This window comes from Azospirillum brasilense, from assembly GCF_007827815.1.
Lineage (GTDB): Bacteria > Pseudomonadota > Alphaproteobacteria > Azospirillales > Azospirillaceae > Azospirillum > Azospirillum brasilense_C.
Genome location: NZ_VITH01000001.1, coordinates 739,725 through 765,237, shown reverse-complemented (window position 1 = coordinate 765,237; position 25,513 = coordinate 739,725). Strand labels below are relative to the sequence as shown.

At 69.0% G+C, this 25,513-nt stretch carries 25 protein-coding genes and 1 tRNA gene; 8 read left to right on the top strand and 18 right to left on the bottom strand.

Features of this window, described 5'->3' with window-relative positions:
* Nucleotides 1-16 precede the first annotated feature (16 nt).
* From FBZ83_RS03545 to FBZ83_RS03510, 8 genes are all read right to left on the bottom strand, one after another.
* Nucleotides 17-949 carry an NAD-dependent epimerase/dehydratase family protein gene (locus FBZ83_RS03545; RefSeq protein WP_145681081.1) on the bottom strand — a complete coding sequence of 311 codons (933 nt, stop codon included), beginning with the start codon at nucleotides 947-949 and terminating at the stop codon, nucleotides 17-19.
* 356 nt (nucleotides 950-1,305) lie between these two features.
* Entirely contained in the window at nucleotides 1,306-1,701 is a 396-nt protein-coding gene (locus FBZ83_RS03540; RefSeq protein ID WP_247888121.1) for a response regulator, read from the bottom strand.
* On the bottom strand, nucleotides 1,679-3,721 hold the full coding sequence (locus tag FBZ83_RS03535; RefSeq protein WP_145681079.1) for an MASE3 domain-containing protein: 2,043 nt from the start codon (nucleotides 3,719-3,721) through the stop codon (nucleotides 1,679-1,681). The genes FBZ83_RS03540 and FBZ83_RS03535 overlap by 23 nt, the downstream gene beginning before the upstream one ends.
* Before the next feature lie 216 nt (nucleotides 3,722-3,937).
* Nucleotides 3,938-4,324, bottom strand: coding sequence for a ribbon-helix-helix domain-containing protein (locus tag FBZ83_RS03530; protein WP_145681078.1), 387 nt, complete (start codon nucleotides 4,322-4,324; stop codon nucleotides 3,938-3,940).
* A gap of 105 nt (nucleotides 4,325-4,429) precedes the next feature.
* On the bottom strand, nucleotides 4,430-5,140 hold the full coding sequence (locus tag FBZ83_RS03525) for a Crp/Fnr family transcriptional regulator (protein ID WP_145681077.1): 711 nt from the start codon (nucleotides 5,138-5,140) through the stop codon (nucleotides 4,430-4,432).
* 56 nt (nucleotides 5,141-5,196) lie between these two features.
* Nucleotides 5,197-5,964 (bottom strand): TfuA-like protein, encoded by a 768-nt coding sequence (locus tag FBZ83_RS03520; RefSeq protein ID WP_145681076.1) that lies wholly within the window; start codon nucleotides 5,962-5,964, stop codon nucleotides 5,197-5,199.
* Nucleotides 5,965-6,023: 59 nt separating this feature from the next.
* Nucleotides 6,024-7,286 (bottom strand): YcaO-like family protein, encoded by a 1,263-nt coding sequence (locus tag FBZ83_RS03515; protein ID WP_145681075.1) that lies wholly within the window; start codon nucleotides 7,284-7,286, stop codon nucleotides 6,024-6,026.
* Between the two features lie 174 nt (nucleotides 7,287-7,460).
* On the bottom strand, nucleotides 7,461-7,655 hold the full coding sequence (locus FBZ83_RS03510) for a hypothetical protein (protein ID WP_145672832.1): 195 nt from the start codon (nucleotides 7,653-7,655) through the stop codon (nucleotides 7,461-7,463).
* A gap of 233 nt (nucleotides 7,656-7,888) precedes the next feature.
* Here FBZ83_RS03510 and FBZ83_RS03505 point away from each other — a divergent pair, with 233 nt between their 5' ends.
* Nucleotides 7,889-8,197: a ribbon-helix-helix domain-containing protein gene (locus FBZ83_RS03505; protein WP_145672829.1), complete on the top strand. Its 309-nt coding sequence runs from the start codon at nucleotides 7,889-7,891 to the stop codon at nucleotides 8,195-8,197.
* Between the two features lie 55 nt (nucleotides 8,198-8,252).
* Here FBZ83_RS03505 and FBZ83_RS03500 read toward each other — a convergent pair whose 3' ends face one another.
* Nucleotides 8,253-11,339, bottom strand: coding sequence for an ATP-binding protein (locus FBZ83_RS03500; RefSeq protein WP_186465955.1), 3,087 nt, complete (start codon nucleotides 11,337-11,339; stop codon nucleotides 8,253-8,255).
* 318 nt (nucleotides 11,340-11,657) lie between these two features.
* On the opposite strand from FBZ83_RS03500, the gene FBZ83_RS03495 reads away from it, so the two are divergent.
* Nucleotides 11,658-11,732, top strand: a tRNA-Gly gene (locus FBZ83_RS03495).
* A gap of 130 nt (nucleotides 11,733-11,862) precedes the next feature.
* On the opposite strand, the gene FBZ83_RS03490 is transcribed toward FBZ83_RS03495, so the two are convergent.
* Both FBZ83_RS03490 and FBZ83_RS03485 read right to left on the bottom strand, forming a co-directional pair.
* Nucleotides 11,863-12,870 (bottom strand): inorganic phosphate transporter, encoded by a 1,008-nt coding sequence (locus FBZ83_RS03490; RefSeq protein WP_145681073.1) that lies wholly within the window; start codon nucleotides 12,868-12,870, stop codon nucleotides 11,863-11,865.
* 4 nt (nucleotides 12,871-12,874) lie between these two features.
* A complete protein-coding gene (locus FBZ83_RS03485; RefSeq protein ID WP_145681072.1) occupies nucleotides 12,875-13,528 on the bottom strand; it encodes a DUF47 domain-containing protein in 654 nt (217 codons plus the stop codon).
* Nucleotides 13,529-13,759: 231 nt separating this feature from the next.
* Here FBZ83_RS03485 and FBZ83_RS03480 point away from each other — a divergent pair, with 231 nt between their 5' ends.
* From FBZ83_RS03480 to FBZ83_RS03470, 3 genes are read left to right on the top strand one after another with little or no spacing between them, the layout of a single operon-like run.
* Nucleotides 13,760-14,842, top strand: a complete 1,083-nt coding sequence (locus FBZ83_RS03480; RefSeq protein WP_247888120.1) for an NUDIX hydrolase — start codon at nucleotides 13,760-13,762, stop codon at nucleotides 14,840-14,842.
* 58 nt (nucleotides 14,843-14,900) lie between these two features.
* Nucleotides 14,901-15,398, top strand: a complete 498-nt coding sequence (rraA, locus tag FBZ83_RS03475) for a ribonuclease E activity regulator RraA (RefSeq protein WP_145681071.1) — start codon at nucleotides 14,901-14,903, stop codon at nucleotides 15,396-15,398.
* Nucleotides 15,399-15,442: 44 nt separating this feature from the next.
* Nucleotides 15,443-15,976: an AAA family ATPase gene (locus tag FBZ83_RS03470; protein WP_145681070.1), complete on the top strand. Its 534-nt coding sequence runs from the start codon at nucleotides 15,443-15,445 to the stop codon at nucleotides 15,974-15,976.
* Nucleotides 15,977-15,983: 7 nt separating this feature from the next.
* Here the strand turns inward: FBZ83_RS03470 and FBZ83_RS03465 are convergent, their stop codons facing one another.
* The 4 genes from FBZ83_RS03465 to FBZ83_RS03450 all read right to left on the bottom strand — a co-directional run bounded on the left by FBZ83_RS03465 (nucleotide 15,984) and on the right by FBZ83_RS03450 (nucleotide 18,664).
* Nucleotides 15,984-16,274 carry a hypothetical protein gene (locus FBZ83_RS03465; protein WP_145681069.1) on the bottom strand — a complete coding sequence of 97 codons (291 nt, stop codon included), beginning with the start codon at nucleotides 16,272-16,274 and terminating at the stop codon, nucleotides 15,984-15,986.
* A gap of 123 nt (nucleotides 16,275-16,397) precedes the next feature.
* A complete protein-coding gene (locus FBZ83_RS03460; protein ID WP_247888119.1) occupies nucleotides 16,398-16,814 on the bottom strand; it encodes a DUF2023 family protein in 417 nt (138 codons plus the stop codon).
* The gene (fldA, locus tag FBZ83_RS03455; protein ID WP_145681068.1) at nucleotides 16,793-17,275 is read right to left on the bottom strand and encodes a flavodoxin FldA; all 483 of its coding nucleotides are present in this window, start codon (nucleotides 17,273-17,275) and stop codon (nucleotides 16,793-16,795) included. The genes FBZ83_RS03460 and fldA overlap by 22 nt, the downstream gene beginning before the upstream one ends.
* Nucleotides 17,276-17,458: 183 nt before the next feature.
* Entirely contained in the window at nucleotides 17,459-18,664 is a 1,206-nt protein-coding gene (locus FBZ83_RS03450) for an MFS transporter (RefSeq protein ID WP_145681067.1), read from the bottom strand.
* A gap of 127 nt (nucleotides 18,665-18,791) precedes the next feature.
* Here FBZ83_RS03450 and FBZ83_RS03445 point away from each other — a divergent pair, with 127 nt between their 5' ends.
* The gene (locus FBZ83_RS03445; protein ID WP_145681066.1) at nucleotides 18,792-19,568 is read left to right on the top strand and encodes an AraC family transcriptional regulator; all 777 of its coding nucleotides are present in this window, start codon (nucleotides 18,792-18,794) and stop codon (nucleotides 19,566-19,568) included.
* A 68-nt stretch (nucleotides 19,569-19,636) separates the two neighbouring features.
* On the opposite strand, the gene FBZ83_RS03440 is transcribed toward FBZ83_RS03445, so the two are convergent.
* From FBZ83_RS03440 to acnB, 3 genes are all read right to left on the bottom strand, one after another.
* Nucleotides 19,637-19,972 carry a type II toxin-antitoxin system PemK/MazF family toxin gene (locus FBZ83_RS03440; RefSeq protein ID WP_145681065.1) on the bottom strand — a complete coding sequence of 112 codons (336 nt, stop codon included), beginning with the start codon at nucleotides 19,970-19,972 and terminating at the stop codon, nucleotides 19,637-19,639.
* Nucleotides 19,953-20,192, bottom strand: coding sequence for a hypothetical protein (locus FBZ83_RS03435; protein ID WP_145681064.1), 240 nt, complete (start codon nucleotides 20,190-20,192; stop codon nucleotides 19,953-19,955). The genes FBZ83_RS03440 and FBZ83_RS03435 overlap by 20 nt, the downstream gene beginning before the upstream one ends.
* Before the next feature lie 103 nt (nucleotides 20,193-20,295).
* Complete coding sequence (gene acnB / locus FBZ83_RS03430; protein WP_145681063.1) at nucleotides 20,296-22,881, bottom strand: bifunctional aconitate hydratase 2/2-methylisocitrate dehydratase; 2,586 nt, start codon at nucleotides 22,879-22,881, stop codon at nucleotides 20,296-20,298.
* A 455-nt stretch (nucleotides 22,882-23,336) separates the two neighbouring features.
* On the opposite strand from acnB, the gene FBZ83_RS32250 reads away from it, so the two are divergent.
* Both FBZ83_RS32250 and FBZ83_RS03415 read left to right on the top strand, forming a co-directional pair.
* Nucleotides 23,337-25,031 (top strand): DUF2491 family protein, encoded by a 1,695-nt coding sequence (locus tag FBZ83_RS32250; protein ID WP_282186883.1) that lies wholly within the window; start codon nucleotides 23,337-23,339, stop codon nucleotides 25,029-25,031.
* Between the two features lie 39 nt (nucleotides 25,032-25,070).
* Nucleotides 25,071-25,496, top strand: a complete 426-nt coding sequence (locus tag FBZ83_RS03415) for a DUF350 domain-containing protein (RefSeq protein ID WP_145681061.1) — start codon at nucleotides 25,071-25,073, stop codon at nucleotides 25,494-25,496.
* Nucleotides 25,497-25,513: the final 17 nt, after the last annotated feature.

Here is a 25,513-nt window from a genome sequence, read left to right as displayed (position 1 = left end):
GTGGGGGAGCGCCGCGTTACCGCGGCATCTCCCCGGTCAGGGTGGCGCTCAGCCCCTGCAGCAGGCCGAAGCGGCAGCCCTCGCCGAAGGTGGCGCGCAGCCGCGCCGGGTCGCCGATGGACACGCGGATGTCGCCCGCCCGCGCCGGCTGGTGCAGGCGGCGCACCCGGCTGCCGCACAATTCCTGCAACACCTCCAGCAGCATCAGCAGCGAAGTCGGGCGGCCGGTGCACAGGTTGAAGACCTCCGCCCCCTCGGGGCGGCGCTCCATCGCCTTGACGAGGAAGCGCACGACGTCGCCGACGAACACGAAGTCGCGGACCTGCTCGCCGTCGCCGAAGATCGTCACGTCCTCGCCCTGCGCCACCCGGCGGGCGAAGATCGAGATCACCCCGGAATAGGGCGAAGACGGGTCCTGCCGCGGGCCGTAGACGTTGAAGAAGCGGAAGCCCGTCGTCGGCACCCCATGGATGGCCCAGGCGACGTTGGCGTGCAGCTCACAGCCCAGCTTGTCCACGCCATAGGCGGACAGTGGGCGTGTCGTGGCGTCCTCGCGCAGCGGGGTGGCGGTGTTGTCGCCGTAGACCGCGGCTGAGGAGGCGTAGACCACCGGCACCGGGTTGCCGTTGCGGGCGCTGCGCGCCGCCTCGAAGACGGTGACGGTGCCCGACAGGTTGGTGCGGTGGGTTTCCGCCCACAACTCGCGCGAGCGCTGGACGGAGGCGACGGCCGCCAGATGGAACACGCCGTCCACCCCCTGGATCGCCTGATGGACCGCGTCCGGATCGGCGACATCGCCGACCACCAGCTTCGCCAGCAGCGGCTTGTTCTCCAGGCGGCCGGTGCTCATGTCGTCCAGGATGGTGACCCGGTGCCCGTCGCCGATCAGCCGGTCGGCCAGATGCGATCCGATGAAGCCGCAGCCGCCGGTCACAAGAAAATGGGCCATCCGCCGTCCTTTCCACCTTCGCAAAGCATGGAGTCATAGTGGCGAGGGGGTGTGGAACCGACCAGACCATCTTAGGGGTAGGGAATGGCGCATGGGGTGCGCCGATCCTGGCCGTTCGGGGTGGGATGCCCCGAATCGGTGTCGTTTCAGGGGCGTTCCCCGGCACCCTCGCGGCGGGCAGGCGGAACCGAGGGTTCAACAGCCTTATCCACCATCTTATGCACTTTTTTGTGGATAACTTCGGTCAAGAGGACCGGTGGCCGCCCTGGTGCCTCCTGGACACATTGTGTGCTGGAAGACACAGCGTGTTGGGGGCCAAGCCGTGGCCTTTCGGACGGCGGCTGGTCGGCCCGTTTTCAGCCGGCCTCGGTGTCCTGCGACGCGGACAGCAGGCGGGCCACGGCCTTGCGCAGTTCCTCGTTGAGGAAGGGCTTGTAGAGCACGGCGTCCGCCGCGAACATCTCGGCCATCTTCAAGGCATAGCCGGCGGGCAGGTTCGGTGCCCCACCCGACATGGCGAGCACCTGCGCGCCGGGGTTGCGGGTGCGCGCAGCCTTGATGACCTCCACCCCGTCGGCTTCGGGCATCAGCACGTCGGTGACGATCAGGTCGAAGAGCGCGCCGCCGTCAAGCAGGGCGATGGCGACGCGGCCGTTTTCCGCCTCCACGACCTCATGGCCCGCCTGTTCGATCACTTCGGTGACCGCCAGCCGCACGGCGGCCGAATCCTCAACGACCAGCACCTTCGCCATGAACCAGCATCCCATGTGTCGTTTGGCCCGGTCCGCCGGGTGGGGCGGTGGGCAGGTCGATGATGAAGGACGTTCCGCGTCCGGGGGTGCTCTCGACCCAAACATCGCCGCCCCCGTTACGCACGATACCATATACCACCGAAAGCCCAAGCCCCGTCCCTTTGCCAACCGGCTTGGTGGTAAAGAATGGATCGAACACGCGCAAACGTATTCCCTCCTCCATCCCCGTGCCGGTGTCGGTCACGGTCAGCCGCACATACCGGCCTTCGCCGAGCTGGCGGAGGGTCGTTTCCCGCTCCTTGATGGTCAAAGAGCGCGCGTCGATGGTCAGGGTGCCGCCCTGCGGCATGGCATCGCGGGCGTTCTGGATCAGGTTGAGGAGGACCTGGGTCAGTTCGGTCGCGGTGATCGTCACCGCGTCCAGGCCGGGCTCCAGATGGGTGCGCGTTCCGATGGACGGCGGCATCGACGGGGCGGCAAGCTCCAGGGCCGACCGGACGGCGTCCTCGAGGTTGCCCGGCGGCGAGTCCGCTACCTCGACGCGGGCGAACTGGAGGACGTCGCGCATGATGGTGCGGGCTTTCACGCCGCTGTCGTGGATGGCGTTCAGATAGGCCTGGAGCTTGCGATCCTCCCCGGCGCGGCCGCGCGCCAAGTCGGACAGGCTGATGACCGGTTGCAGCAGGTTGTTGATCTCGTGGGCAAGGCCGCCGACGAGGCTGCCGAGCGCCGCCATGGTCTGCTTCTGGCGCGCCGCCTCCGCCGACTGGCGCCGCGCGCTGATGTCGCTGGTCGTGCCGCGGTAGCCGAGAAAGGTGCCGTTGCCGTCATAGCGCGGCGTGCCGCTGACCATCACCCAGCGCGCGGCCCCTCCCGGCGATTCCAATGGGAAGGACAGGCGGCGGAAGGGCTCCCGCCGGTGCAGCGCCTCGATCAGGATGGGGAAATCCTCCTCGGGGCGGTTGCGGTCCAGGAGATCGGCGTGGGTGAATCCCAGAAGCTCCGCCCCGCCGCGTCCGGTGGACTCCTGGGCCCGTGGCGACAAAGCGGTGAAGCGCCCGCGCTCGTCGGTTTCCCAGAACCAGTCGTTGGAGCATTCCAGGAGCGCCCGCCAGCGCGCCTCGCTCTCGCGCAGTTCGGCGGTGCGGGTGGCGATCAGCGACTCCAGCCCGCTCAGATGGTCGCGCAGGGCCTCCTCGCTGCGGCGCATCCGGTAGAAGGCGAGGTCGTAAGGGTTGCGCAGCGCGGTGACGATGATCGCCCGGTAGAGCAGGTAGAAGGACAGGATCTTAATGAAGTGCCCAAGCGCGTTCACCACCCCGTGCGGGTGGTTGTAGAGCGTGAAGATCAGCTCCTGCGGGGCCAGCAGGGCGATTCCGGCGAAGGTCAGGCCGAACACCCTGGGCTCGAACTGCCGGCGCTTGCGGCACAGCAGCAGGCAGGCGGCGACCGCCGCGGCGCTGAACGTGTACTCGGCGCCGATCTTGAAGGGCGTCAGCCCGAGCCCCGGAACGAAGGCGTCCGGCATGATGTCGAAGGTGAAGATCGACAGCAGGCTGCAGGCGACGACGGTGGCCTGGATCAGCAGCACGTCGCCGGCGCGCAGCCGCGTCTCGGTCAGCAGCGGGGCGGCCAGGAACACCGAGGCTTGCAGGCCGCGGGCGGCGATCCACAACTGGGTGGATTGGTTGGGGCTCGCCTCGCCGATGACGTTCATGCCGGGAAAGGCGATGGCGTGGAGCAGGTCCAGCAGCGCGATGCCCGGCATGGACAGGCCGACGAAGGCAAGAAAGGGCGACTGGTTCGTATCGCGCGTGTTCCAGGCGATCGTGAAGATCGTCATGGAGATGGCGACGGCGAACAACTCCACGCAGAGATGGAACAGCAGGTAATTGTGGCGGACCAGCAAGGCCAGGACCGTCGTGACGATCAGCAGGGCCGCCAAGCCGGACAGGAAGGAACGGTCTCCGAGCCATCGGGCAAACATCGGCGGGATGGCGGACGGCTGGGTTCCGCTCATGAACGGTCGGCTCCGCGGTTGACGGGAGGAGCGGCCCACGGATGGCCCGGTCAGCCGGCCGTGCACGCCGCCGGACCGATCAACACACCAAATCCCGTCGCGGTGCAAGCCGGACGTTGACCACGTTCAGCGGTCGCGACATTTCCCCACGACAGGGCAATGGCCGCCGTCCTGTCCTCGGGGCATGCGCTGATCAGCGGGAACAGCGCCGGAAAATCAGCCTTCTTTGGCCGGATGGACCGGAGGAAGGTCGAAGGGGGTGCTGACGAAGGGATCGCCGCGGCCATGGCCGGCGCGGTCGTGACCTTTCTCGGTCGCCGCCTTGCGATAGTAGCCTACGATGAACACGCGGACCGCGTTGGCCAGCGACACGGCGTTGCCGCGCGACCGGCGGGACTGCGACTCCAGGCGGTCCTTGAGGTCGCTGCACAGCTCGTCCACGGTCAGGTCTTCGCGGTGGCAGATGTCGTCCAGCGCCTCCCAGTAGGACGGCTCCAGCCGAAGCTGCGTCGGGCTTCCGAACAGCTTGACGGTGCGTGCCACCAGAGGGATGGCGTTCAGCGGCGATGGTGCGTTGGACGCCTGTGAATCCTGACCCGACATAGCCCTGTATTCCTTGACTGTCAGCCGTGTTTCATGTCGTGCAGCCAATATAGCGTGATTGAAAAAATTTGCGACGATAAAACTCAGCGGATGTGCTGAGTGGCCTTATGGCACGTCGCCCGACTCTCCCGCCATATCCTTAAGCATGTATAGATTGGTGACGACAATAAAACCTTTGTTATAGGTAATCGCTCCGGCGCTGCGCAATGCACGCAGGCTTTTGTTCACCATCTCGCGCGTGACACCAAGCATCGACGCCAGCGCCTCCTGGGACACCGGCTGGTTGATGCGCAGCCCGGCAGGCGTCTTTTGCCCATAGGTGTCCGCCAGCAGCAGGATACGCCGGGCCAACCGGCGCGGCACGTCGTGGAAAACCGCATCCTCGATGTTTTCCGACACCCAGCGCAGCCGTTCGCACAGCACACCCATCATGCGGATGCATAGCGAGGGGTGCCGCTCCAGGAAGGAGATGAATTCCGGACGGTCGATGCGGAACAGTTCCGCCGGGCGCAACGCGGTGGCCCCGGCGGTGCGGTCCTTGCCGTCGATCAGCGCGATCTCCCCCAGCACGTCGCCGGGATTCAGGATGTTGAGCAGCATCGTCTTCCCGTCCTCCGACGAGGTCGAGACGGCGATCTGCCCCTTCATGATCGCGTACAGGCAATCGCCGGGATCGCCCTTGCTGAAGACGGTCTGGTTTTCGTGGAACCGCGAGACCCGGCCGAGCGTGACCAGCTCCTGCATCCGGTCGTCGTCAAGAACCCCCAACATGCGGTTGCGCCGCAGGATGCCGGCGACGTCCTTCAGTAAGGCCATGGCGCTCGCGGTCCCGGTTGAGTTCCGTCGGACCGTTGATGGCACCCGGCGGACGATCAGTCCAGCGGATTCCCCATCCGGTGGTGCGCGCCGTCGCGCAGGGCACGGTCCCACAGCGCGGTGTGCTCGAAATGGAAGCGCGCCTCGGGCGCCCGCCCGCCGTCCGACGCCCAGCGCCCCATGGTCCGGAGCAGGTCGAGCGCGTCCTCGCGCTTCTGGTCGCAGCGCCCCGTGGGCAGCCAGTGGCGCAGATCGGCGAGTTCCTCGTCCGGCAGGCCCTCGGCGGCGGCGAGGCGGAACACCCGGCCATAGCCGCGCTCGCGGTAGGGCAGGGCCTTGGCGATGGCCTCCAGCCGCCGCGCCGTGGCGGCGGGGACGACGCCCTCCTGCGCCGCGTCGGCCAGCGTGCGGCGGATGTTCACCATCGCTTCGGACAGGCCGGGATAGCCGAGTTCCGCCGGGCCATGGATCACCGCCACCTCGTCGTCGTCCTCCAGCCGCCCGTCGCGGAAGGCTTCGAAGACGGCGCCGACGCCGATCATGCCGAACGGGTGCAGTTCCGCGGCGCGCAGGGCGCCCATGCTGGACGCCCCGAACACCGCCACGCCCTGGTGGATGGCGTGCAGGATCTCCTTGTGCCAGACGGAGGGGATGTTCTCGAAGTAGCCGTCGACGATGCCGATCGCCCGCGGCTTGCGCGCGCACAGCCGGATGATGTCGCCCTGGGCGACCGGCGGCAGGTAGGTGGCGTCGAGGCGCCGGGCCGCATCGGCGCGGGACAGTGTGGGACCGAGGAAGAGGTAAAGGCCGTCCGGCGTCTGCATGGGAGTCTCCGCCTTCGCTCTCATTATACTCTGCATACTCTCTACGGCCGCGGCCGGCTTCACAGGCCGGCCACGGCGCGCGCCCGGGCGCCCATCGCGTAGTCCGGGGAGGAGTCCAGCCCCTCCAGGCCGGGAATCACCAGACGGACCACGGCGATGCCGAACTCCGGCTTGGTCAGGTCTACCGCCACCGCCTCCTCGATGCCGGCGGCGCGCAGCCGGTCGAGCTGGCCGGCCAGATCCTCCTCGATGGTGCGTCCGGCGAGGCTGGGGAGGGCGGCGAAGTCGCGGCGCCCGGCGCCCCCGGTGATCAGCGCCGTCCAGCGCGCGTGCTGCACCGGGTCGAGGTGGCGTTCGTACTCGGAGCGGGGCATGTCGTCGCGGGCCCCGGCGATGAAGGTCAGCCGGCTTTGCGCCGCTTCGGTCAGGGCGCGGGACAGCGCGATCTCCGGCGCGGCGTGGCAGCCCATGCCCATGGCCGGGCGGACGCTGTGATGCGGCGAATCCTCGCGCGTCGCGATGCGGCAAAGGATGGCCGGGAGGCCGATGTCGCTGGTGATGTCCCACAGGCCGACCGCGACGCCCGCGTCGTCGAAGCGGTCGAGCAGGGAGCGGCAGACCGGATCGGCGACGCTGTCGGGGTCGATGCGGGTGGCGGCCTGGGCCTCCGGGGAGGCGAGGCGCCACAGCGTGGCGGCGTCGCGCTCGACCAGTTCGGTCATGGCGTGCGCGGTCGCCTCGGCGAGGCTGTTGCCCGAGGCCAGCCCGTTCGACCCGGCCAGGAAGCAGCCGGACCCCGGCGGCATCGGCAGCGTGAAGTTCAGATGCACCGTCTCGAAGGGCACCCACATCCGCCCGCCGCCCAGCAGATCGTCGCCTTCGATCCACAGCATCGGGGTGTGCGGGGTGAATGCGCTGGTCGACAGCCGCGGCAGGCGGGTCACGTCCACCACCCGGTGGGTCCAGCGCAGTTCGTCGTAGCTGGCGTATTTCAGGGGCAGGGTGATGCGTTCGGCGTGGTAGCTCTCGATCGCCTCCATGACGCCCGACGCCTTGGCGGCGGCCAGCGTGACGCCCTTGCCCTGGGCGACGGAGACGGACCGGGAATTCGGCCGGGTCACCATCACGACCGGGATGCCGACGCGGTCCAGCCCGGTGACGTTCGCCACCCGCGTGATGCCCATGACGGGCAGGAAGGGGGTGACGCGGGCCAGCGTCTGCTCCGGCGTGGCGATCCGGTGGGTTCCGGTGGTGTGCACCTTCAGCGGCTGGTCGGACATGGCCGGGTCCCGGACAAGGCCGCGGACGAAATCGAGGGGCATGGGAAAGGGTCTCCGCCTTGGGACGCCGCCACGGGATGCCCGTGGTCAATCCGGATCGAAACCGGCGAAGCACGAGAGCCGGGCGGGGACCGTGGCAGGCCGGCCAGGGAAACGCCGGCCGCCACGGCCCGAAGAACAGGCCCGACGGACGGGCCCAGGCGGTTTGCCCGCCGGTCAGAGGCCCGGGGTGATCGCGTGGCGGGCGGCCTCGTGGTCGTCGCTGTTGAAGGCGCGGCGGTCGCCGATGCGGGCGGCGGCGGTCAGCGCGGTGGCCGGCTCGGCAACCTCGGTCACGCCCTGGGCGGTCACGGCGAAGAGACGGCCGTCGGCACCACGGATGAGGGCGGTCTGGTCGATGATGGCGGTCATGGGAACAGCTCCTGGGCGTGGGGTTTCGAGGAACCGCGGAATACTGCGGTATGTCGAAACCTTGGCCGCTATGACCCGTCCGGACTGTGAAGAACTTCACATGCCGGACGCCCGTTGCCTGGGTAAAAATCGCTTACACGCGCACACACGCATGTTTAGTCCCGGAAAAAATCCGGCGACCCGGGAAAAATTCGCCAGGCCGAGAAGCGGCCAGCCGAGACAGGAGCGTACCGATGAAGTTGGACCGCCGCATTCCCCGCAGCCTCGACGAGATGGCCGACCTCAGCTCGCTCACGGCTCCCCCCGCCGTGGTGACGCGCTCGCTGACCATCGGGGGGCGCCGCGCCAGCCTGCGGCTGGAGGCGACGATCTGGGACGGGCTGAAGGACATCGCCAAGTCCCAGGGCCGGTCGCTGGAGGCGCTGTGCGCCGACATCCACGACAGCCGGACGGAGGGCATCCCCTTCGCCACCAGCGTCCGGGTCTATGTGCTGAACCATTTCCGCAGCACCGCCGCGGGCACCACCACGCTGGTGGCCTGACGCCCCGGCGGGGGCGTCACCGGATCACATCAGGCTTGGATCACGTCAAGCTGGTTCACGTCACCGGGCTGGAGGCTGCGAGGCAGCGGCGGAAGGTCCGGCAGCGGTCGGCGAGCGGCAACATGGACAGCTGGTGGCTCATCGTCTCGGCGGCTGCCAGATGCTCCATGGCCTCGTGATGCTGGCCGACGGCGGTGAAGGCCTGGGCCAGGGCGAGGTGTGACCAGCCCTGCTCGGACAGTTGGCCGGCATCCGTGGCGATGCCCAGCGCCTTGGCGGCGCAGCCGATCGCCGTCTCATGCTGCGCCGTTTCCAGGGCGAGGTCGGACATCCAGTTGAGGATGCGCGGCCTGGGCAGCGAGTGATTCAGGATGTGCGCCTGCTCCAGGCTGGCGTTGAGCAGCCGCGCGCCCTCCACGGCACCGCCGGTGCGGGCGATGGCGTAGCCCAGCGCCCCCAGCGTGATCGGCTGGAAGATGTGCAGGCGCGTCGCCTCGGTGATCGTGATGGCGTCCTTCAACAACGGCAGCGCCTCGGCGAAGCGCTCGCCGATGATGTGGACCAGCGCCAGATGGACCTTCACCGACGACACGGAGAAGGCGTGCCCGACCTCTTCCGCGATGTCGAGGGCGTGGAGCATCACCCGGACGGCCTCCTCGTCGCGCCCCAGCTCGGCGAGGCAGCGGCCTTGGTAGGCGGCGGTGATGGCGACCGCCACCGCGGTCAGGCCGAACCGCGCGCGCGGGGCGTGGGCCAGCGCCAGGCTGCGCGCCTGCTCCAGCTTCTCCTGGGCCTCCGGAAAATGGCCCTTGTCCACCAGCATGCCGCCCAGCCGCATCAGTCCCTGGATGCGCAGCTCCATCGTCCCGCGGTTGCCCAGATGGTCGAGCGCGCTGCGGCTGAGCGCGATGGCGCCGTCGAGCACGCCGTAGACCCATTGGAAGGACGCCTTCAGCGAAGTCGCGCGGGCGTAGCGGATGCGGTCGTCGATGCCCAGCGCCATGTCCCGCGCCTCCTCCAGCGGGTCGCCGGCCAGCTGGCGCCCCTGCGGCAGCAGGACGAGGGGAATGCCGACCCACAGGTCGATGCGCCGCTGGGTGTTGCGGCGGGTGTCCGGCAGATGGTCCAGGGCCTTCAGCGCCTGCTCGTAGAAGCGTCCGGCGTCGAAATGCTTGCAGCGCATTTCCGCCCGGCGCCCGGCGCGGCGGCCGTAGGCGCAGGCGAGCGGCCAATCCTCGGCGTAGAAGGCGTGATGGGCGATCAGCTCCGCCCGGTTCGGCAGGTTGCGGTCGGACCGCCGGCGCAGGGCGTGCAGGACCCGCCCGTGCAGCGGCTGGCGCTCCCGCTTGGTCAGGGTGGCGTAGGCGACCTCTTGGACCAGCGCGTGGCGGAAGGTCAGCTCCAGGTTCGGCAGCAGGCGGGAGCGCGCGAAGAAGCCGCTCTGCTCCAGCCGGGCCAGGGCCGCCGGCAGGTCGGCGGCGGGAACCGGGGACACCGCGCGCAGCAGGCCCAGGTCGACCGAGGTGCCGATCACCGCCGCGTGCATCAGGACCCGTCGCGGGCCGGGGTCGAGCGCGTCGATCCGCGAGGCCAGAAGGCCGTGCACCGTGGCGGGCAGGACCATCCGGGCGTCGGTCTTGCCCAAGCTGTAGCGTCCCGGGCTGCCGACGATCACCCCGGTGGTCTCCAGGGTGCGCAGCGATTCCTCCAGATAGAGCGGCACGCCCTGGCTCTGCGTCGCGACGCGAGCCTTCAGGTCGGCCAGCGACGGGCTGTGGCCGAGCCAATGGTCGAGGAACTCGTCGGCCTGCAGCGGCTCCAGCGGTTCGAGCGTGATGGCGTGGACGGTGTCCGGCGCGGACCAGCCGGCGGGCGCATCGGGCCGCGAGGTGACCAGGACGAAGACCCGGGCGTCCTCCGCTCCCTCGGCCAGGGCGTCGAGCAGGCGGTTGGTCAGTCCGCGCGTCCAGTGCGCGTCCTCGACGAGGATCAGCAGCGGGCGCTCGACGGACAGCTCGCGGATCGCCGCGACCAGCCCCTCGACGCTGAAATCGGCCTTCTGGGCGGGGTCGAGCCCCTGCCACAGCGGGTGGACGGAGGGCTGGCCGAGCAGTTCCCGCATCGCCTCACCGGCCAGTTCGCCGCCGCTGCGCGCCGCGGCGGTCAGCCGCGCCACCGCCACGCCGTCCCCCGCCGGGCCATCCATCGCTCCGCAGACCGCCTGGGCCAGGCAGCGGGCCGCCGCCTCCAGGTCGTCGGGATCGCCCAGGCGGCGGATCGGGAACTGCGGCCAGATGGTCGTGGTGAAGGCCGCCGCCTCCGGGCTGCGCATCAGCTCTCCGGTCAGACGGGATTTGCCGATGCCGGCCTCCCCGATCAGGATGGCGCAGGCGCCCTGGCCCCGTTCGGCCCGCCGCAGAGCGCCGGTCAGCAGCGTCAGTTCGGGCTGGCGCCCGACGAACAGGGTGCCTTCGGCGGACAGCAGGTCCATCGCCGTGCGGCGCATCGCCTGCGCCGCCTCCAGCGCGAAGGCGGTCACCGGCTCCGCCGCGGCGGACAGGCGCAGCGTTCCCGCCGGGCGGACGGTCAGGCCCTTGGGCACAAGGTCCAGGGTCTCGCGGCTCAGCAGCACGCTGTTGGGGTTCGCCCGCTGCTGCAGCTTGGCCGCGACATGCACGGTCTCGCCCACCGTGCGGTAGTCGGTCCAGACGCCCGTCTCGATGATCTGGGCCACCACCTCGCCCGAGCTGATGCCGATCCGCATCTTGAACTCGTCCGAATCGATGGCCGAGCGGGCGATGTCCTGCGCGGCGAGGCAGGCGCGCAGCGCGTGGTCCTCCAGCGCCGAGGGAGCGCCGAACACCGCCATGATGCCGTCGCCCAGCACCTGGGCCACCGTCCCGCCGTAGCGTTCCACCGCGTCGGTCAGGACCTGCAGGATGGTGAGGAGGGTCTGGTCGGCCTCCTCGGGGTCGCGGCCCGACACCATGCTGGAGGATTCGACGATGTCGGCGAACAGGACGGTGACGACCTTGCGTTCCGCGCTGTTGCGCCGGGCCGCCCCGCCATCCGGCGTTTCGACGGGGCGGGCGGCGTCGGGGGCGGGCACGACACGGCTCGACGCCTCCCGAGGCGCCGTCATGGGCATCGGTTGCGGTCCGCCCAAGTCCATGTCCGTTCCGGCCATCGAAGCCCCCCTGCGGAGCGTCATCGGCATGTTAGAGGAAAGAAATTCAAATGCGCAGACATTCAAAACAATGGATTGGCAATTTTGTTCTGAACGAGGCAGCGTAACATATGTTGGTATGCTTTCTTATGCAATCCGCAAGCGGCGGCCCGGCCCGCGCTGCATTCCCGCCGTGCCGAGGCGGCTTCACCGCAAGGATTGGTGTCGCGTGAAAAAATAGGCTTGCCTTGGCCGCCGCCGGGGCGTATACGGGCGCTCCTCCGCTGGAGCGGCGCGGGCGTAGCTCAGGGGTAGAGCACAACCTTGCCAAGGTTGGGGTCGAGGGTTCGAATCCCTTCGCCCGCTCCAGATCACAGTGCGGACGGTACGAAAAAGGGCGGCCTCTCGGGCCGCCCTTTTCGCGTTTCGGAGTCTGCCGGGAGGCCGGCCGGTGGCGGACCCTTCGGCCCGCCGTGCCCGGTTCCGGCCCCGCCGGGGGTCACCACAGGGCCAGCGACACTTCGTAGAAGAGCGCGCCGACGATGGCGGTTGCCGGCAGGGTGATGACCCAGGCCATGACGATGCCCTGCGCCAAGCCCCAGCGAACCGCGCTGGTGCGGCGGGCGGCGCCGACGCCGATGATGGCGCCGGTGATGGTGTGGGTCGTGCTGACCGGCACGCCGAGCCACGTCGCGACGAACAGGGTGATGGCCCCGCCCGTCTCCGCGCAGGAGCCCTGGACCGGCTTCAGGTCGGTCAGCTTGGAGCCCATGGTCTTGACGATGCGCCAGCCGCCGAACAGCGTGCCCAGCCCCATCGCCGCCTGGCAGGTGATGACCACCCAGAAGGGCACGTGGAAGGTATCGCCCAACAGGCCCTGCGAGTAGAGCAGGACGGCGATGATGCCCATGGTCTTCTGCGCGTCGTTGCCGCCGTGCCCCAGGCTGTAGAGCGCGGCGGAGCCGATCTGGATGTGGCGGAACAGCCGGTCGACCGCGAAGGGCGTGCTGCGCCGGAACAGCCAGGACACCGCCACGATCATCACGCTGGCCAGCAGGAAGCCGACCACCGGCGAGACCACGATGGCCGCGGCGGTCTTCGCCAGACCGGACACCACCACGGCGTCCAGCCCGGCCTTCGCCACGCCGGCCCCGACGAGGCCGCCGATCAGCGCGTGGGAGGAGCTGGAGGGGATGCCCAGCCACCAGGTGAAGACGTTCCAGACGATGGCGCCCATCAGCGCGCCGAAGATGACGTGCGGGTCGACCACCCCCGCCCCGACGATGCCGGTGCCGATGGTGGTCGCCACATGCAGCCCGAAGAACAGGAAGGCGATGAAGTTGAAGAAGGCGGCCATCGCGACGGCGGTCCGCGGCTTCAGCACGCGGGTGGAGACGACCGTTGCGATGGAGTTGGCCGCGTCGTGCAGCCCGTTGAGGAAATCGAAGAGGAGGGCGACGCCGATCAGCCCGATGAGGATGGGCAGGGCGAGGGAAGCGGCTTCCATGGGATCAGACCTGTTCGACGATGATGCCGTCGATGGTGTCGGCCACGTCCTCGCAGGCATCGAGCACGCGTTCCAGCAGCTCGATGATCTCGCGTTGAAGGGCGTGGCGATGGGTGATGGGGGCGTCGAGCCCGCCGCTCTCGTCGCGCAGCCGGTGCTTGGCCTCGCGCAGGAGCCGGTCGCCTTCGCTCTCGATCCGCGAGACCTCGGCGGTCATCGCGTGGAGTTGCTCGACGTGTTTGGGGATGTCGCGGAGCAGGGGGATGCCCGCGCTCAGCCGGGCGGTGCAGCGCACGATGGCGTCGGCCTGGGCGTGCATTTCCGGCGTGTAGTCGATGAAGCCCGCCTCCACGAGGTGACGCGCGGTCTCCTCGATGAGGTTGAGAACGTCGTCCATCCGCTTGCCGAGTTCCTGGATGTCCGAACGGTCGAAGGGCACGATGAAGGTGCGGTGGACGGCGAGCTGGATGTTCCTTTCGATGGCGTCGGCTTCGCTTTCGACCCGGCGGATGGTCTGGAACCGCTCCTCCAGGTCCTGGCCGCTGGCCATCATCGCCCGCAGCGCTTCCGCGCCCGTCGCGACGGTCCGGGCGTGGTCGGCGAACAGGTCGAAAAACCGTTCTTCGCGCGGCATCAGGGCCCGGAACAAATTCAGCATGCGTGGTTCTCCAACTTACGCCGGCCTGCAGCGCTGGGGAACCCGCACGGACGCGCGCGAGCCTCAGCGTCGCGGCTGGTGTAACATCCCCGGCGCCCGTGGGGAGTCACAAAAGTGTCATGCCGGGCCGGCTTGCGGCGAGATTTCACGGGGGTGTCCGGCGGAAAGACCGGTGATTTGCCGCGGCGGGCCGCTTATCCTGCCGCCGACGGATCGGCAACGGGGTGGCGCGTGGCAGGGGAAGCACGGAACGGCTCGGAAACACAGATCGGCCTGGAAACACAAATCGGCCTGGAAACACAGATCGGCTTGACGGCGGCCATCGTTTCGGTGGGCGTGTCCCCGGCGAACGGCGCCGAGCCGCGCGTGGTGACCGTGCGCAGCGGCTTCGAAATCCCCGAATCGCACCGGCGCGGCGACGAGCCGCCGCCCCACCGCGACGCCCTGCCGGGCGCGCCCTTCGATCCCGAGCGCTTCCGCACGCTCCAGGACGGCCTGCGCGCGGTGGCCGAGGACGCGGCCGGGCTGACCCTGCGCTATGTCGAGCAGCTCTACAGCTTCGGCGACCGCTACCGCGACCCGCACGAGCTGTTCGGCGGTCCGCGCTCGCTGGTGGTCGGCTATCTGGCGCTGCTGCGCGAGGCGCCGCTGCGCATCGACGGCGCGGAATGGCGCGGCCTCTACGAATTCTTCCCCTGGGAGGATTGGCGCGATTCGCCGCCGGCGCTGCTCGATTCGGTGATCCGTCCGGCGCTGGCCCGCTGGGTCGCCGCGGCGCCGGACGAGCCCGCCCGCGCCCGCCGCGGCGAGCGCGCCCGCATGGCCTTCGCCCTGGACGGCGGAGAGTGGGACTCCGAACGGGTGCTGGAACGCTACGAGCTGCTCTACGAAGCCGGGCTGGTGGTGGAAGCGTTCCGCGACCACGACCTCGCCCGCCGGGCGGGGGTGGAGGAACGGACGGTGCGGCTGGAGATGCCGCGCGCGCTGGGCCGCCCGATGGCCCGTGACGGCCGCCGTGTCCTGGCGACGGCGCTGGAGCGGCTGCGCGGCAAGCTGAAATACCGCCCCATCGTGTTCGAGCTGCTGCCCCCGACCTTTACCCTGCACCAGCTTCAGCAAGTGGTGGAGGCGCTGTCCGGCGAGCGGCTGCACAAGCAGAATTTCCGCCGGCTGATGATCTCCGGCGGGCTGGTAGAGCCGACCGGCCAGTATGAAAGCCAGACCGGCGGGCGCCCCGCCGAGCTGTACCGCTTCCGCCGCAGCGCCATCCTGGAGCGCACCAGCACGGGCGCCATCGCCGCCCCGGAGGATTGACCATCGCCGCACTGCGGGTATTCTGCCGCCAACGGCTAAAGAAGGGGAGCGAAACCGCATGACCGATTTCGACAGCACCTGCGACCTCTACGACCGGTTCGAGAAGACCGCCCGCGTCGCCGACCCCGTCTTCCGCGATTTCGGTGGGCGTTGCAAATTCAGCGGCGCGGCGGTGACCGTGAAGTGCTTCGAGGACAACTCCCGCGTCAAGGAACTGCTGGGCACGCCGGGGCAGGGCAAGGTGCTGGTGGTGGACGGCGGCGGCGGCCTGCGCGCCGCCCTGATGGGCGACCTGATCGCCAAGGACGCGGTGAAGAACGGCTGGGCGGGCGTGGTCATCCACGGCTGTGTCCGCGACGCCGCGGTGCTCGCCACGCTGGACCTCGGCATCAAGGCGCTGGCGGCCATCCCGCGCAAGACCGTCCGCAACGGCGAGGGGCAGAAGGATCTGCCGGTGACGCTGGCCGGCATCCGCATCAACCCCGGCGATCTGGTCTTCGCCGATGAGGACGGGGTGCTGGTGCTGACGCCGGAGGAGTTCGGCGCCGCCGCGTGACGGGTGTGGAACGAGGCAGGCTCCGGCCCTGAAAAGAGTGGCGCATGTTGATCGTCTTCGGCGGCTTGCCCGGAACCGGCAAAACGACCATCGCCCGCGTGTTGGCGCGCCGGCTCGGCGCGTTTCATCTGCGGATCGATACGATCGAGCAGGCGATCCGCATGGCCGATGGCGCCGACGGGGAGGCTGTCGGCCCGCAGGGCTATGTGGTCGCCTACGCCGTGGCCGGCGACAATCTTCGGCTTGGCGCCACCGTCGTCGCGGACTCGGTCAACCCCATCCGCGTCACGCGCGAGGCGTGGCGCGCCACGGCGCTCCGCGCCGGGGTGCCGCTGGTCGAGGTGGAGGTCGTGTGCTCGGACCCGGTGGAGCACCGGCATCGGGTGGAAACCCGCCACAGCGACATCGCCGGACACCGTCCGCCCTCCTGGGTGGCGGTGACGGGCCGGACCTACGAGCCTTGGGACGGGCCGGCCATTGTCGTCGACACGGCGGGCCGCGCGGTCGACGCCTGCGTCGCGTCGATTCTGGCGGTTTTGCCGATCCGCACGCCCGACGGGACCGGACGCCGTCCGTGAGGCTGACTCAGCCCGCGACCTTCTCCCAGCCCATCTTCTGGTACCGGTATTCCAGGATCGTCGGCGCCGCGCAGGCGTAGCCGACCCAGACGCCCAGCGTCATCAGGGCGCCCGCCGGCCACAGCGGGATGGAGATGAGGATCAGCGCCGCGTGAATCCCGGCGTGCAGCCACTCGGCCTTTTTCGCGAAGTAGATGGGGCCGAGCAGAAAGGCCCAGAGGATCTCGCGGTTGGTCACCGCCTCCCGCTGGCCGTTCTCCGGATTCTCGAACATCATCCCGGACGGAGCCGCCGCCATCCCTGCCTCCCCTTGGTTGTTTTCCATTCTATTTGGGGAGGCAGTCTGTACGACGGCGGCCCGGCCTGTCGAGGCCGAAAGGGCCTTTTTCCGGATGGTGGGGGTGGTGCCCCGACGGATGGTTCAGGACACCGCCCCGTCCCGCCCGGCCCCCTCTCTTCCGGCCCCCTCCCTTCCGGCTTGGGCCATAGCCAGGAAGCGCCGGCACTGCTGCTCGCGATCGTAGCCGAGCAGGGTGCCGAGGATGAAATCCTCTTCCGGGGTCAATTGGTTCAACGGCTTGCGCACGACGCTGCGCACCATCGCGACGCAGGACGGGTTGCCGAAGAAGACGTTGACCTTGGCCTCGGTCACCGTCTGGACGTGGTAGTCGACGAACCGCTCGGCCAGCTTGCGGGTCACCGTGTCGGCGTCCCGCGTGCTGAGAGTCATCATGACCATGGGCCGGACGCCCTTGCTGTACTCGTACAGATGGTGCCCGAGCAGGTGGACGGGCATGGACAACCCGTCATGAGGCGTCATGTCAGTTGGCTGATCCATGCGGTGATCCGTTTGTCGGTTTGGGAGGACTGGTTGTCCTGGTCGAGCGCCAGCCCGACGAACCGCCCGTCGCGTTCGGCGGTGGAGCCCGAATGCTCGTAGCCGGTGGTGTCGGTGAAGCCGACGACGACCCCGCCCTGCGCCACCACCTGATCGTAGAGCGTGCCCATCGCGTCGACGAAGGACTCCGGGTAGGTCACCTGATCGCCGGTGCCGAACAGGGCAACCTTCTTGCCGTTCAGGTTGGCCGCCGTCAGCGCGCCGAAATTGGCCTCCCAATCGCATTGCAGATCGCCCACCCCGTAGGTCGGCGCGCCGAGGATCAGCAGGTCGCAATTCTCGAAATCCGCGGCGGAGGCGCGGGCGATGTCGACGGTTTTCCCCTGAATCTTCTTCGCGATGCGCAAGGCGACCGACTTGGTCGCGCCGCCGTCGGAGCCATAGATGATCGTGACGTTCATGGTCTCTCTCTGGGCAATCCTGTGGGCCAATCGGGTCAGGGCCGGCAAGCAAAGGCGGGAACGTCCGGCCTGCAGTGAATGATAATAAGAATGATTCGCATTTGCAATATGACCATGACGGATTTGTGGGAATTCTGCGAAGGGGGGGGCCGCGCCGTCGGGGACGGCGCGGCCTTCAGGTGGTCAGGACTCCTTGTGCGGGGAAACGTTGGGCAGCAGCGCGGCAGCAAGGCCGAGCAGGGGCACGACCGAGCAGGCCTGGAAGACGAAGCCGATGCCCTTCCAGTCGGCCAGGACGCCGAGCCCGGCGGCGGCCATGCCGCCGATGCCGAAGGCCAGACCGAAGAACAGGCCGGAGACCATGCCGACACGGCCGGGCATCAGTTCCTGCGCGTAGACGATGATGGCCGGGAAGGCCGAGGCCAGGGCCAGCCCGATCACCGCGCTGAGCGCGACCGTCGCCGTCAACCCGACATGGGGCAGCAGCAGCGTGAAGGGCAGGATGCCGAGGATCGAGATCCAGATGACCGTCTTGCGCCCGATCCGGTCGCCGACCGGCCCGCCGATGATCGTCCCCGCCGCCACCGCCGCCAGGAAGACGAACAGGCAGAGCTGCGCCGAGTCCGGGGCCAGGGCGAAGCGCTTCATCAGGAAGAAGGTGTAGTAGCTGGTCAGGCAGGCCAGATAGACGTACTTGGACAGGATCAGCACCATCAGCACCGCCAGCGCCTGGTTCACCTGCCCGCGGGTCAGGCCGGGGTGACGGACCGCGGCGCCGCGGCGAACCGGGCGGGCGTGGTCGCTGCGCGCGTACCAGCGCCCGATGCCGGTCAGCAGCGCCATGCCACCCAGGGCAGCGAGCGCGAACCAGGACAGGCTCTCCTGCCCGCGCGGCAGGATGATGTAGGCGGCCAGCAGCGGCCCCAGCGCCGAGCCGGCGTTGCCGCCCACCTGGAACAGCGACTGCGCCAGCCCGTGCGCGCCGCCGGAGGCCAGCCGGGCGATCCGCGACGCCTCGGGATGGAAGACCGAGGAGCCGAAGCCCAGCATGGTCGCCCCGATCAGCAGCGCCGCGTAATTCGGCGCGAAGGCCAGCGTGACCAGCCCGACCAGAGACGCCCCCATGCCGATGGTCAGGGAATAGGGCGCCGGCCGCCGGTCGGTGGCGAGCCCGATGATCGGCTGAAGCAGCGAGGCGGTGATCTGGTAGGTCAGGGTGAGCAGGCCGATCTGCGCGAAGCTGAGGTCGAATCCGCCCTTCAGGATCGGGTAGATCGCGGGCAGCAGGGACTGGATCAGGTCGTTCAGCAGATGGCAGACGCTGATCGTCCCCAGGACGGGCAGGGCCGTCCCCCCGGCCTTGGGCCGGGACAGGGTGGTGTCGGTCACGAAAGGAAGCCTTTTTTGGCGCTTGCTCGGCGGGCGGGCGGCGCGTTGCTTGGTGTGGAGCAACAGCCTATGGTGAGCCGCGACGGCCTGCCACCGCGGTCAGGCCGATTTCTTACGAGACTGGGCCATGGTCCGGAACCTGCGCATCGAGACGGTCGAGGAGTCGCCCCGCCCGCTGATCACCCTGGGACAGGATCATGCGGACGGCACCGTGCTGGCTGCCCACACGCATCGGCGCGGCCAGTTGCTGTCCGGGGCGACGGGAACGCTGCTGCTGTCCACCGCCCAGGGGCGTTGGGTGATGCCGCCCCATTGCGGGCTGTGGATTCCGCCGGGCGTCCCGCACGAGGTCCGGATGATCGGGATGGTGATGACACAGAGCCTCTATCTGGCTCCCGCGCTGGCCGACACCATGCCGGGCCGCTGCGAGGTGCTGGCGCTGTCGCCCTTCTTCCGCAGCCTGATCGGGCGGGCGATCGACGTGCCGGTGGACTACGACCCGGAGAGCCACGACGGCGCGGTGATGGCGTTGCTTTTGCACGAGATGCACCGTCTGCCGGTGGAGCCGCTGTCGCTGCCCTTTCCCGCCCACGCCGCCCTGGCGGAGCGCTGCCGGCGGTTCCTCCAGGAACCGACGATCCAGGCGACGATCGAGGACTGGAGCGACGGTCTGGGCATGAGCCGCCGCAACTTCACGCGGCTGTTCCGACGCGAAACGGGGCTGAGCTTCGTGGAATGGCGCCAGCAGGCGTGCCTGGTGTCCGCCCTGCCTCGGCTGGTCGCGGGGGTGCCGGTGACGACGGTGGCGCTGGACCTCGGCTACGACAATCCGGCGGCCTTCACGACGATGTTCAAGCGGACGCTGGGGGCGTCGCCGAGGGCGTATCTGGCGGGGGCTGGTTGACTGGGAAAGAGCGGTTGCGTCCGGAAAGACGGGCTTTGGGCCGAAGCCATGCCGCACAGGAAGCGTGCTTACCCTTGTTGGAAGCCGAACAGCGTGAAGAAAAGGGACTTGTGGTCATTCATGAACACTTCCGGAAGCCTGCCGAGGCGGCCGGCGACAATGCTGCGTTCGAGCGTCGCAACCTTGTCGAATTGAACGCGCGACAGACTTTTGAGGCCATTGTCAGCGGTTGGGGCAACCGGAATGTCGTAGGGGCCGGTGTGTGGGCGTGACGTGATGGCACAGACGACGATGTCTTCTCCGTCGTTGTTGGCGGAGAGCACCAGAACCGGGCGACGCTTGTCGCCGGTCAAGTCGGTGTAAGGAAAGCGCGCAAGCAGCACGTCACCGAACGAAATCTTCATTGCGTTCGATGAGGTCGGTGTCGGAGTAGAGGTCGGGTTCGTCGGCAAGATGGTTGAAGGCGCCGCCCTTCGCGTTCATCTCGGTGATTGAGATGTCGTCCTCATCGTCGACGGTCTCAAGGACAACACGCAGTAGACGCCGCGGAGACAGGCCGAGGCGCTTGAGGTCGTCCGGAGGAAGCAGGCGGCCGGCTTCAATGCGGTCGATGGTGGCTCTCATGGAGACAGTCTACCGCAGGGATCGCCGGCCGGCTACCGTTTGTGGATATCCCCTCCCGACCTCCCCCCGCTTGCGCGAGGGGAGGGGAAGAGATGCAGGCGGATCAGGCGGCGACCGTGTCGGCCACGTCCTGGAACTCCTTGATCTGGTCGAAGTTCATGTAGCGGTAGATGTCGCCGGCCTTCTGGTTGACGACGCTCACCTGCTCCAGATACTCGGCCGGGGTCGGCAGCTTGCCCAGCAGGGCGGCGACGGCGGACAGCTCGGCGGAGCCGAGATAGACGCGGGTGTCGATGCCCAGGCGGTTCGGGAAGTTGCGGGTCGAGGTCGAGATGGCCGTCGAGCCCTTGCGGATCTGCGCCTGATTGCCCATGCACAGCGAACAGCCGGGCATCTCCATGCGGGCACCCGACTTGCCGAGAACGCCGTAATAGCCTTCCTCGGTCAGGATCTGGGCGTCCATCTTGGTCGGCGGGGCGATCCACAGGCGGGTCGGGATGTCGGTCTTCCCGTCCAGGATCTTTCCGGCGGCGCGGAAGTGGCCGATGTTGGTCATGCAGGAGCCGATGAAGACCTCGTCGATCTTGTCGCCGGCAACCTCCGACAGCAGCTTCACGTCGTCCGGGTCGTTCGGGCAGGCGACGATCGGCTCCTTGATGTCGGCCAGATCGATCTCGATCACGGCGGCGTACTCGGCGTCGGCGTCCGGCTCCAGCAGCGACGGGTTGGCGATCCAGTCCTCCATCGCCTTGATGCGGCGGCCGAGCGTACGGGCGTCCTCGTACTCGTTGGCGATCATCCACTTCATCAGGGTGATGTTGGAGCGCATGTACTCGATGATCGGCTCCTTGTTGAGCCGGACGGTGCAGGCGGCGGCGGAGCGTTCGGCCGAGGCGTCGGACAGTTCGAACGCCTGCTCCACCTTCAGCTCGGGCAGACCCTCGATCTCCAGGATGCGGCCGGAGAAGATGTTCTTCTTGCCCTTCTTCTCCACCGTCAGCAGGCCCTGGCGGATGGCGTAGAGCGGGATCGCGTTGACGAGGTCACGCAGCGTGACGCCCGGCTGCAGCGCGCCCTTGAAGCGGACCAGAACCGACTCCGGCATGTCCAGCGGCATGACGCCGGTGGCCGCGGCAAAGGCGACGAGGCCCGAGCCGGCGGGGAAGCTGATGCCGATGGGGAAGCGGGTGTGGCTGTCGCCGCCGGTGCCGACGGTGTCGGGCATCAGCAGGCGGTTCAGCCAGGAGTGGATCACGCCGTCGCCCGGACGCAGGGCGACGCCGCCGCGGGTCGAGATGAAGGTCGGCAGCTCGCGGTGGGTCTTGACGTCCACCAGCTTCGGATAGGCCGCGGTGTGGCAGAAGGACTGCATGACCAGATCGGCGGAGAAGCCGAGGCAGGCCAGATCCTTCAGTTCGTCGCGGGTCATCGGGCCGGTGGTGTCCTGCGAGCCGACCGTGGTCATCTTCGGCTCGCAATAGGTGCCCGGACGCACGCCCTGGCCCTCGGCCAAGCCGACCGCGCGGCCGACCATCTTTTGGGCGAGCGTGAAGCCCCTGCCGCTGTCGACCGGGGAGGACGGCAGGCGGAACAGGGTCGACGGGGCGAGGCCCAGCGCCTCACGGGCACGGGCGGTCAGGCCGCGGCCGATGATCAGCGGGATGCGGCCGCCGGCGCGCACCTCGTCGAAGATCACGTCGGACTTGACGGTGAACTCGGCGATCACCGCGCCGTTCTTCAGCGCCTTGCCCTCGTAGGGGCGCAGCTCGACCGTGTCGCCCGTCTCCATCTGCGAGACGTCAAGCTCGATCGGCAGGGCGCCGGCGTCTTCCATGGTGTTGTAGAAGATCGGGGCGATCTTGGAGCCCAGGCAGACGCCGCCGAAGCGCTTGTTCGGGACGTAGGGGATGTCCTCGCCCGTCCACCACAGCACCGAGTTGGTGGCCGACTTGCGCGAGGAGCCGGTGCCGACCACGTCGCCGACATAGGCGACGAGGTTGCCCTTGGCCTTCAGATCCTCAAGCTGCTTGATCGGGCCGCGAACGCCGGCTTCCTCCGGCACGATGCCGGGGCGCGGGTTCTTCAGCATGGCGAGCGCGTGCAGCGGGATGTCCGGGCGCGACCAGGCGTCCGGGGCCGGGGACAGGTCGTCGGTGTTGGTCTCGCCCGACACCTTGAAGATGGTCAGCGTCAGGCTGGCCGGGACTTCGGGGCGCGAGGTGAACCACTCGGCGTCGGCCCAGGACTGGATCACCGCCTTGGCGTTGGCGTTGCCCTTGTCGGCCAGGTCCTTGACGTCGTGGAAGTAGTCGAACATCAGCAGCGTGGTCTTCAGGCCGGCGGCGGCGGCCTCGCCGCACTCGGCGTCGCCCAGCAGGTCGATCAGCGGCTTGATGTTGAAGCCGCCGAGCATGGTGCCCAGCAGCTCCGTCGCCTTGACCTTGGAGATCAGCGGCGAGGTCTCGTTGCCCTTGGCGAGCGAGGCCAGGAAGGCGGCCTTGACCTTGGCGGCGTCGTCGACGCCCGCCGGGACGCGGTGCGTGATGAGGTCGACCAGGAAGGCTTCCTCGCCCTGCGGCGGGTTCAGGAGAAGGTCGACCAGCTCCTCGGTCTGCTTGGCCGAAAGCGGCAGGGCGGGAATTCCGAGCGCGGCACGCTCAGCGACATGCTGGCGGTAAGCTTCAAGCACGGTGCGGTCCTCTCATCCAAGGTTGCTCAACAGTCGTCCGATTCCCCGACCCAGGGGCGCGCTCGCGGACCCGGCTTTTTGCCCTTGCGGCGTCTTGCCACGCCGCTGGTCCTACCATTCCGGAAGGAACTTCCGCGGAACGGAGATGTCTTACGTCGCGGCCTTGGGAGTCGTCAAGTCAACGCTCCGCCTGCGACACGTTTTCAAGCGCCGGCCATAGAAGTGGTATTACAACTTGCTCCCGCCGACCCTGTGGAGGGGCGGCGATTTCCTGAATTCCTCATGGTTTCTGCAATGAACGCGGCGGCGGGGTTTCTGCGCAGGCCGCCGCATCACCATGTCTGACCCGCCGCGAGAAGGTTGGCCGGCGCGGAGGTTGATGGTGAACAATTGGGCATGTAGGGTGTTCTGGCCGGCATCCACGGCACCGCGCAGGCCTCATGCCCCCAGGCTCCATGCCCTTTCGACACCGGATCATCGCCCGGCTCCTCAGCGTTCTTCTGGCGCTGGCGCCGCTGCAACCGCTGCCCGCCGCCACGTCCGCGGCGGTGCCCGCCGGGCTGGCCGCGGCCACCGCCGCGCTGCTCTGGCCGCAGGCGGTCGAGGCGCGGGCCGGTGGGGGCCGAAGCTCCAGCGGGGGATACAGCCGCCCGGCCGTGCGCACCCCGTCCTTCTCCACCCGCTCCGCTCCCTCGCGCACGCCGTCCACCGGCAGCGGCGGCTACAGCCGTCCCCAGAGCGGGCCGTCCTATGGCTTGCCCGGCGGGTCGCCGTCCGGCGGCGGCGATCTGGGCGTGTCGCGGCGGTCGAGCGGCGAGGCGCTGGACCGCTACCGGGCGCAACAGCAGCAACAGCAACAGCGGGAACGCACCCCGCCGGTCGCCGCGCCGCCGCCCCGTTCCGGGTCCGGGTCCGGCTGGGGCGGAGGGGGATGGCAGGGCGGCGGCTGGGGGTCGGGTTCCGGTGCGGGCTGGGGGCAGCGGCGCACCGGCGGCTATGGTCCGGGCGGCTGGTACGGCGGCTGGCGCGCGCCGGGCTGGGCCTCCGGCGGCCGTTCCAGCTTCGGGCTGTGGAACGGGCTGTTCCTGTGGTTCCTGCTCGACAACCTGTCGCGCCCCGGCTACGCCGACTGGTTCCACAACCACCAGGGCGACCCCGGCTACGCGGAGTGGCGCGCGGAGGCGGAACGGCGCGCGCAGGGCGACCCCGACCTGCGCCAGCGCCTGGACGATCTCGACACCCGCCTGCGCGCGCAGGAGGACCGGCCGCGCGACCCCAACTATCTGCCGCCCGACATCCCGCGGGACGTCGCGCAGGCCGCGCCGGAGACGCCGTCCGCCCCGGAGGAGTCCTCCGGCGGCGGGGGCGGTTTGGGCACCCTGATTCTTCTGATTGTCCTCGTCGGGGGGATGGTGGCGGCGGTGACCCTCCTGCGCCGCCGCTCGTCGGGCTCCCGATCCGGAGGTTCCGCCATGACCCGTTCACCCTGGGGCGCCGCCGCCAGCACCGCCGCCGGCATCGTGAAGGCCAAGGCCACCGGCGCGTCCTACGAACCCTCGCTGTTCCGCGTCGGCATGACGCTGACGCCCGATCCCACGCCCTTCCTGCTGGGCGGCGGCGCGATCAAGGCCACCGCCCCGGAGGGCGCTGGCTCGATGGTCAGCGTGGCGGCCGTCGGCACGCTGACGGGCGGCGGCGTGACGCTGCACCGTCTCTATCTTCCGGACGGGAACGGCTTCTACCAGCTTCATCTGGGAGCGGGGGGCGCGCCGGACGAATGCCGCTGGTTCTCCGTGCTGGACGAGGTGCACCCCACCGACAACGACGAGTGGGGCTTCTGGCTGGACCCTGGCGACGGGATGATCGGCTATCCGCAGTTCCAGACCAAGGACGGCAAGCTGTACGGGCGGCAATGGTCGCCCGGCGCGTCCCGCATCGCCCCCGTCACATTCGACGAGACTCTGACCGACCACCGCGGCAGCCGCACCCGCCGCGTAACCGCCATGCTCTACGCGGCTCCCACCGGCGCCGCCGACCCCGCGCCCCGCACAGAATATGTGCTGGTCGCGGCGGTGGAGGACGGTGGCGAGGCATGGGTGGAGGTCCGCGCCGGCATCGACGTCAACCCCGCCTCCCTTTCTCTCGCCTGATTTTCCCGCCCGATCCCGCCAGCCCGTATGGAAGACACCATGGACACCAGCGTCGCGCAAATCCTGCAGGGTCTCGAATCCGGCCTGCCGCTGCTGCTTCTGCATTTCGGAGCGACCCTGGCTCTGTTCCTGATCGGGGTGGCCGTCTACGTCGCGGTCACGCCGCTGCACGAGCGCGAGCTGCTGGCGAACGGCAACCAGGCCGCCGGCGTGGTGCTGGGCGGCACGATGGTGGCCCTGGCGATCCCGTTGGCGGCGACGCTGGCGACCAGCCTCGTCCTGGCGGACATCCTGATCTGGGGAGCCGTTGCGCTGGTGCTGCAATTGATTACCTTCCTGATCGCCATCTGGCTGTTCCGCGACCTGCGCACGATGATCGAATCCGGCAACGTCGCGGCTGGCACGGCGCTGGCCGGCCTCCAGATCGCCGTCGCGCTGCTGAACGCCGGAGCCATGGCGGGCTGAAGACCCGCTCGAACAGG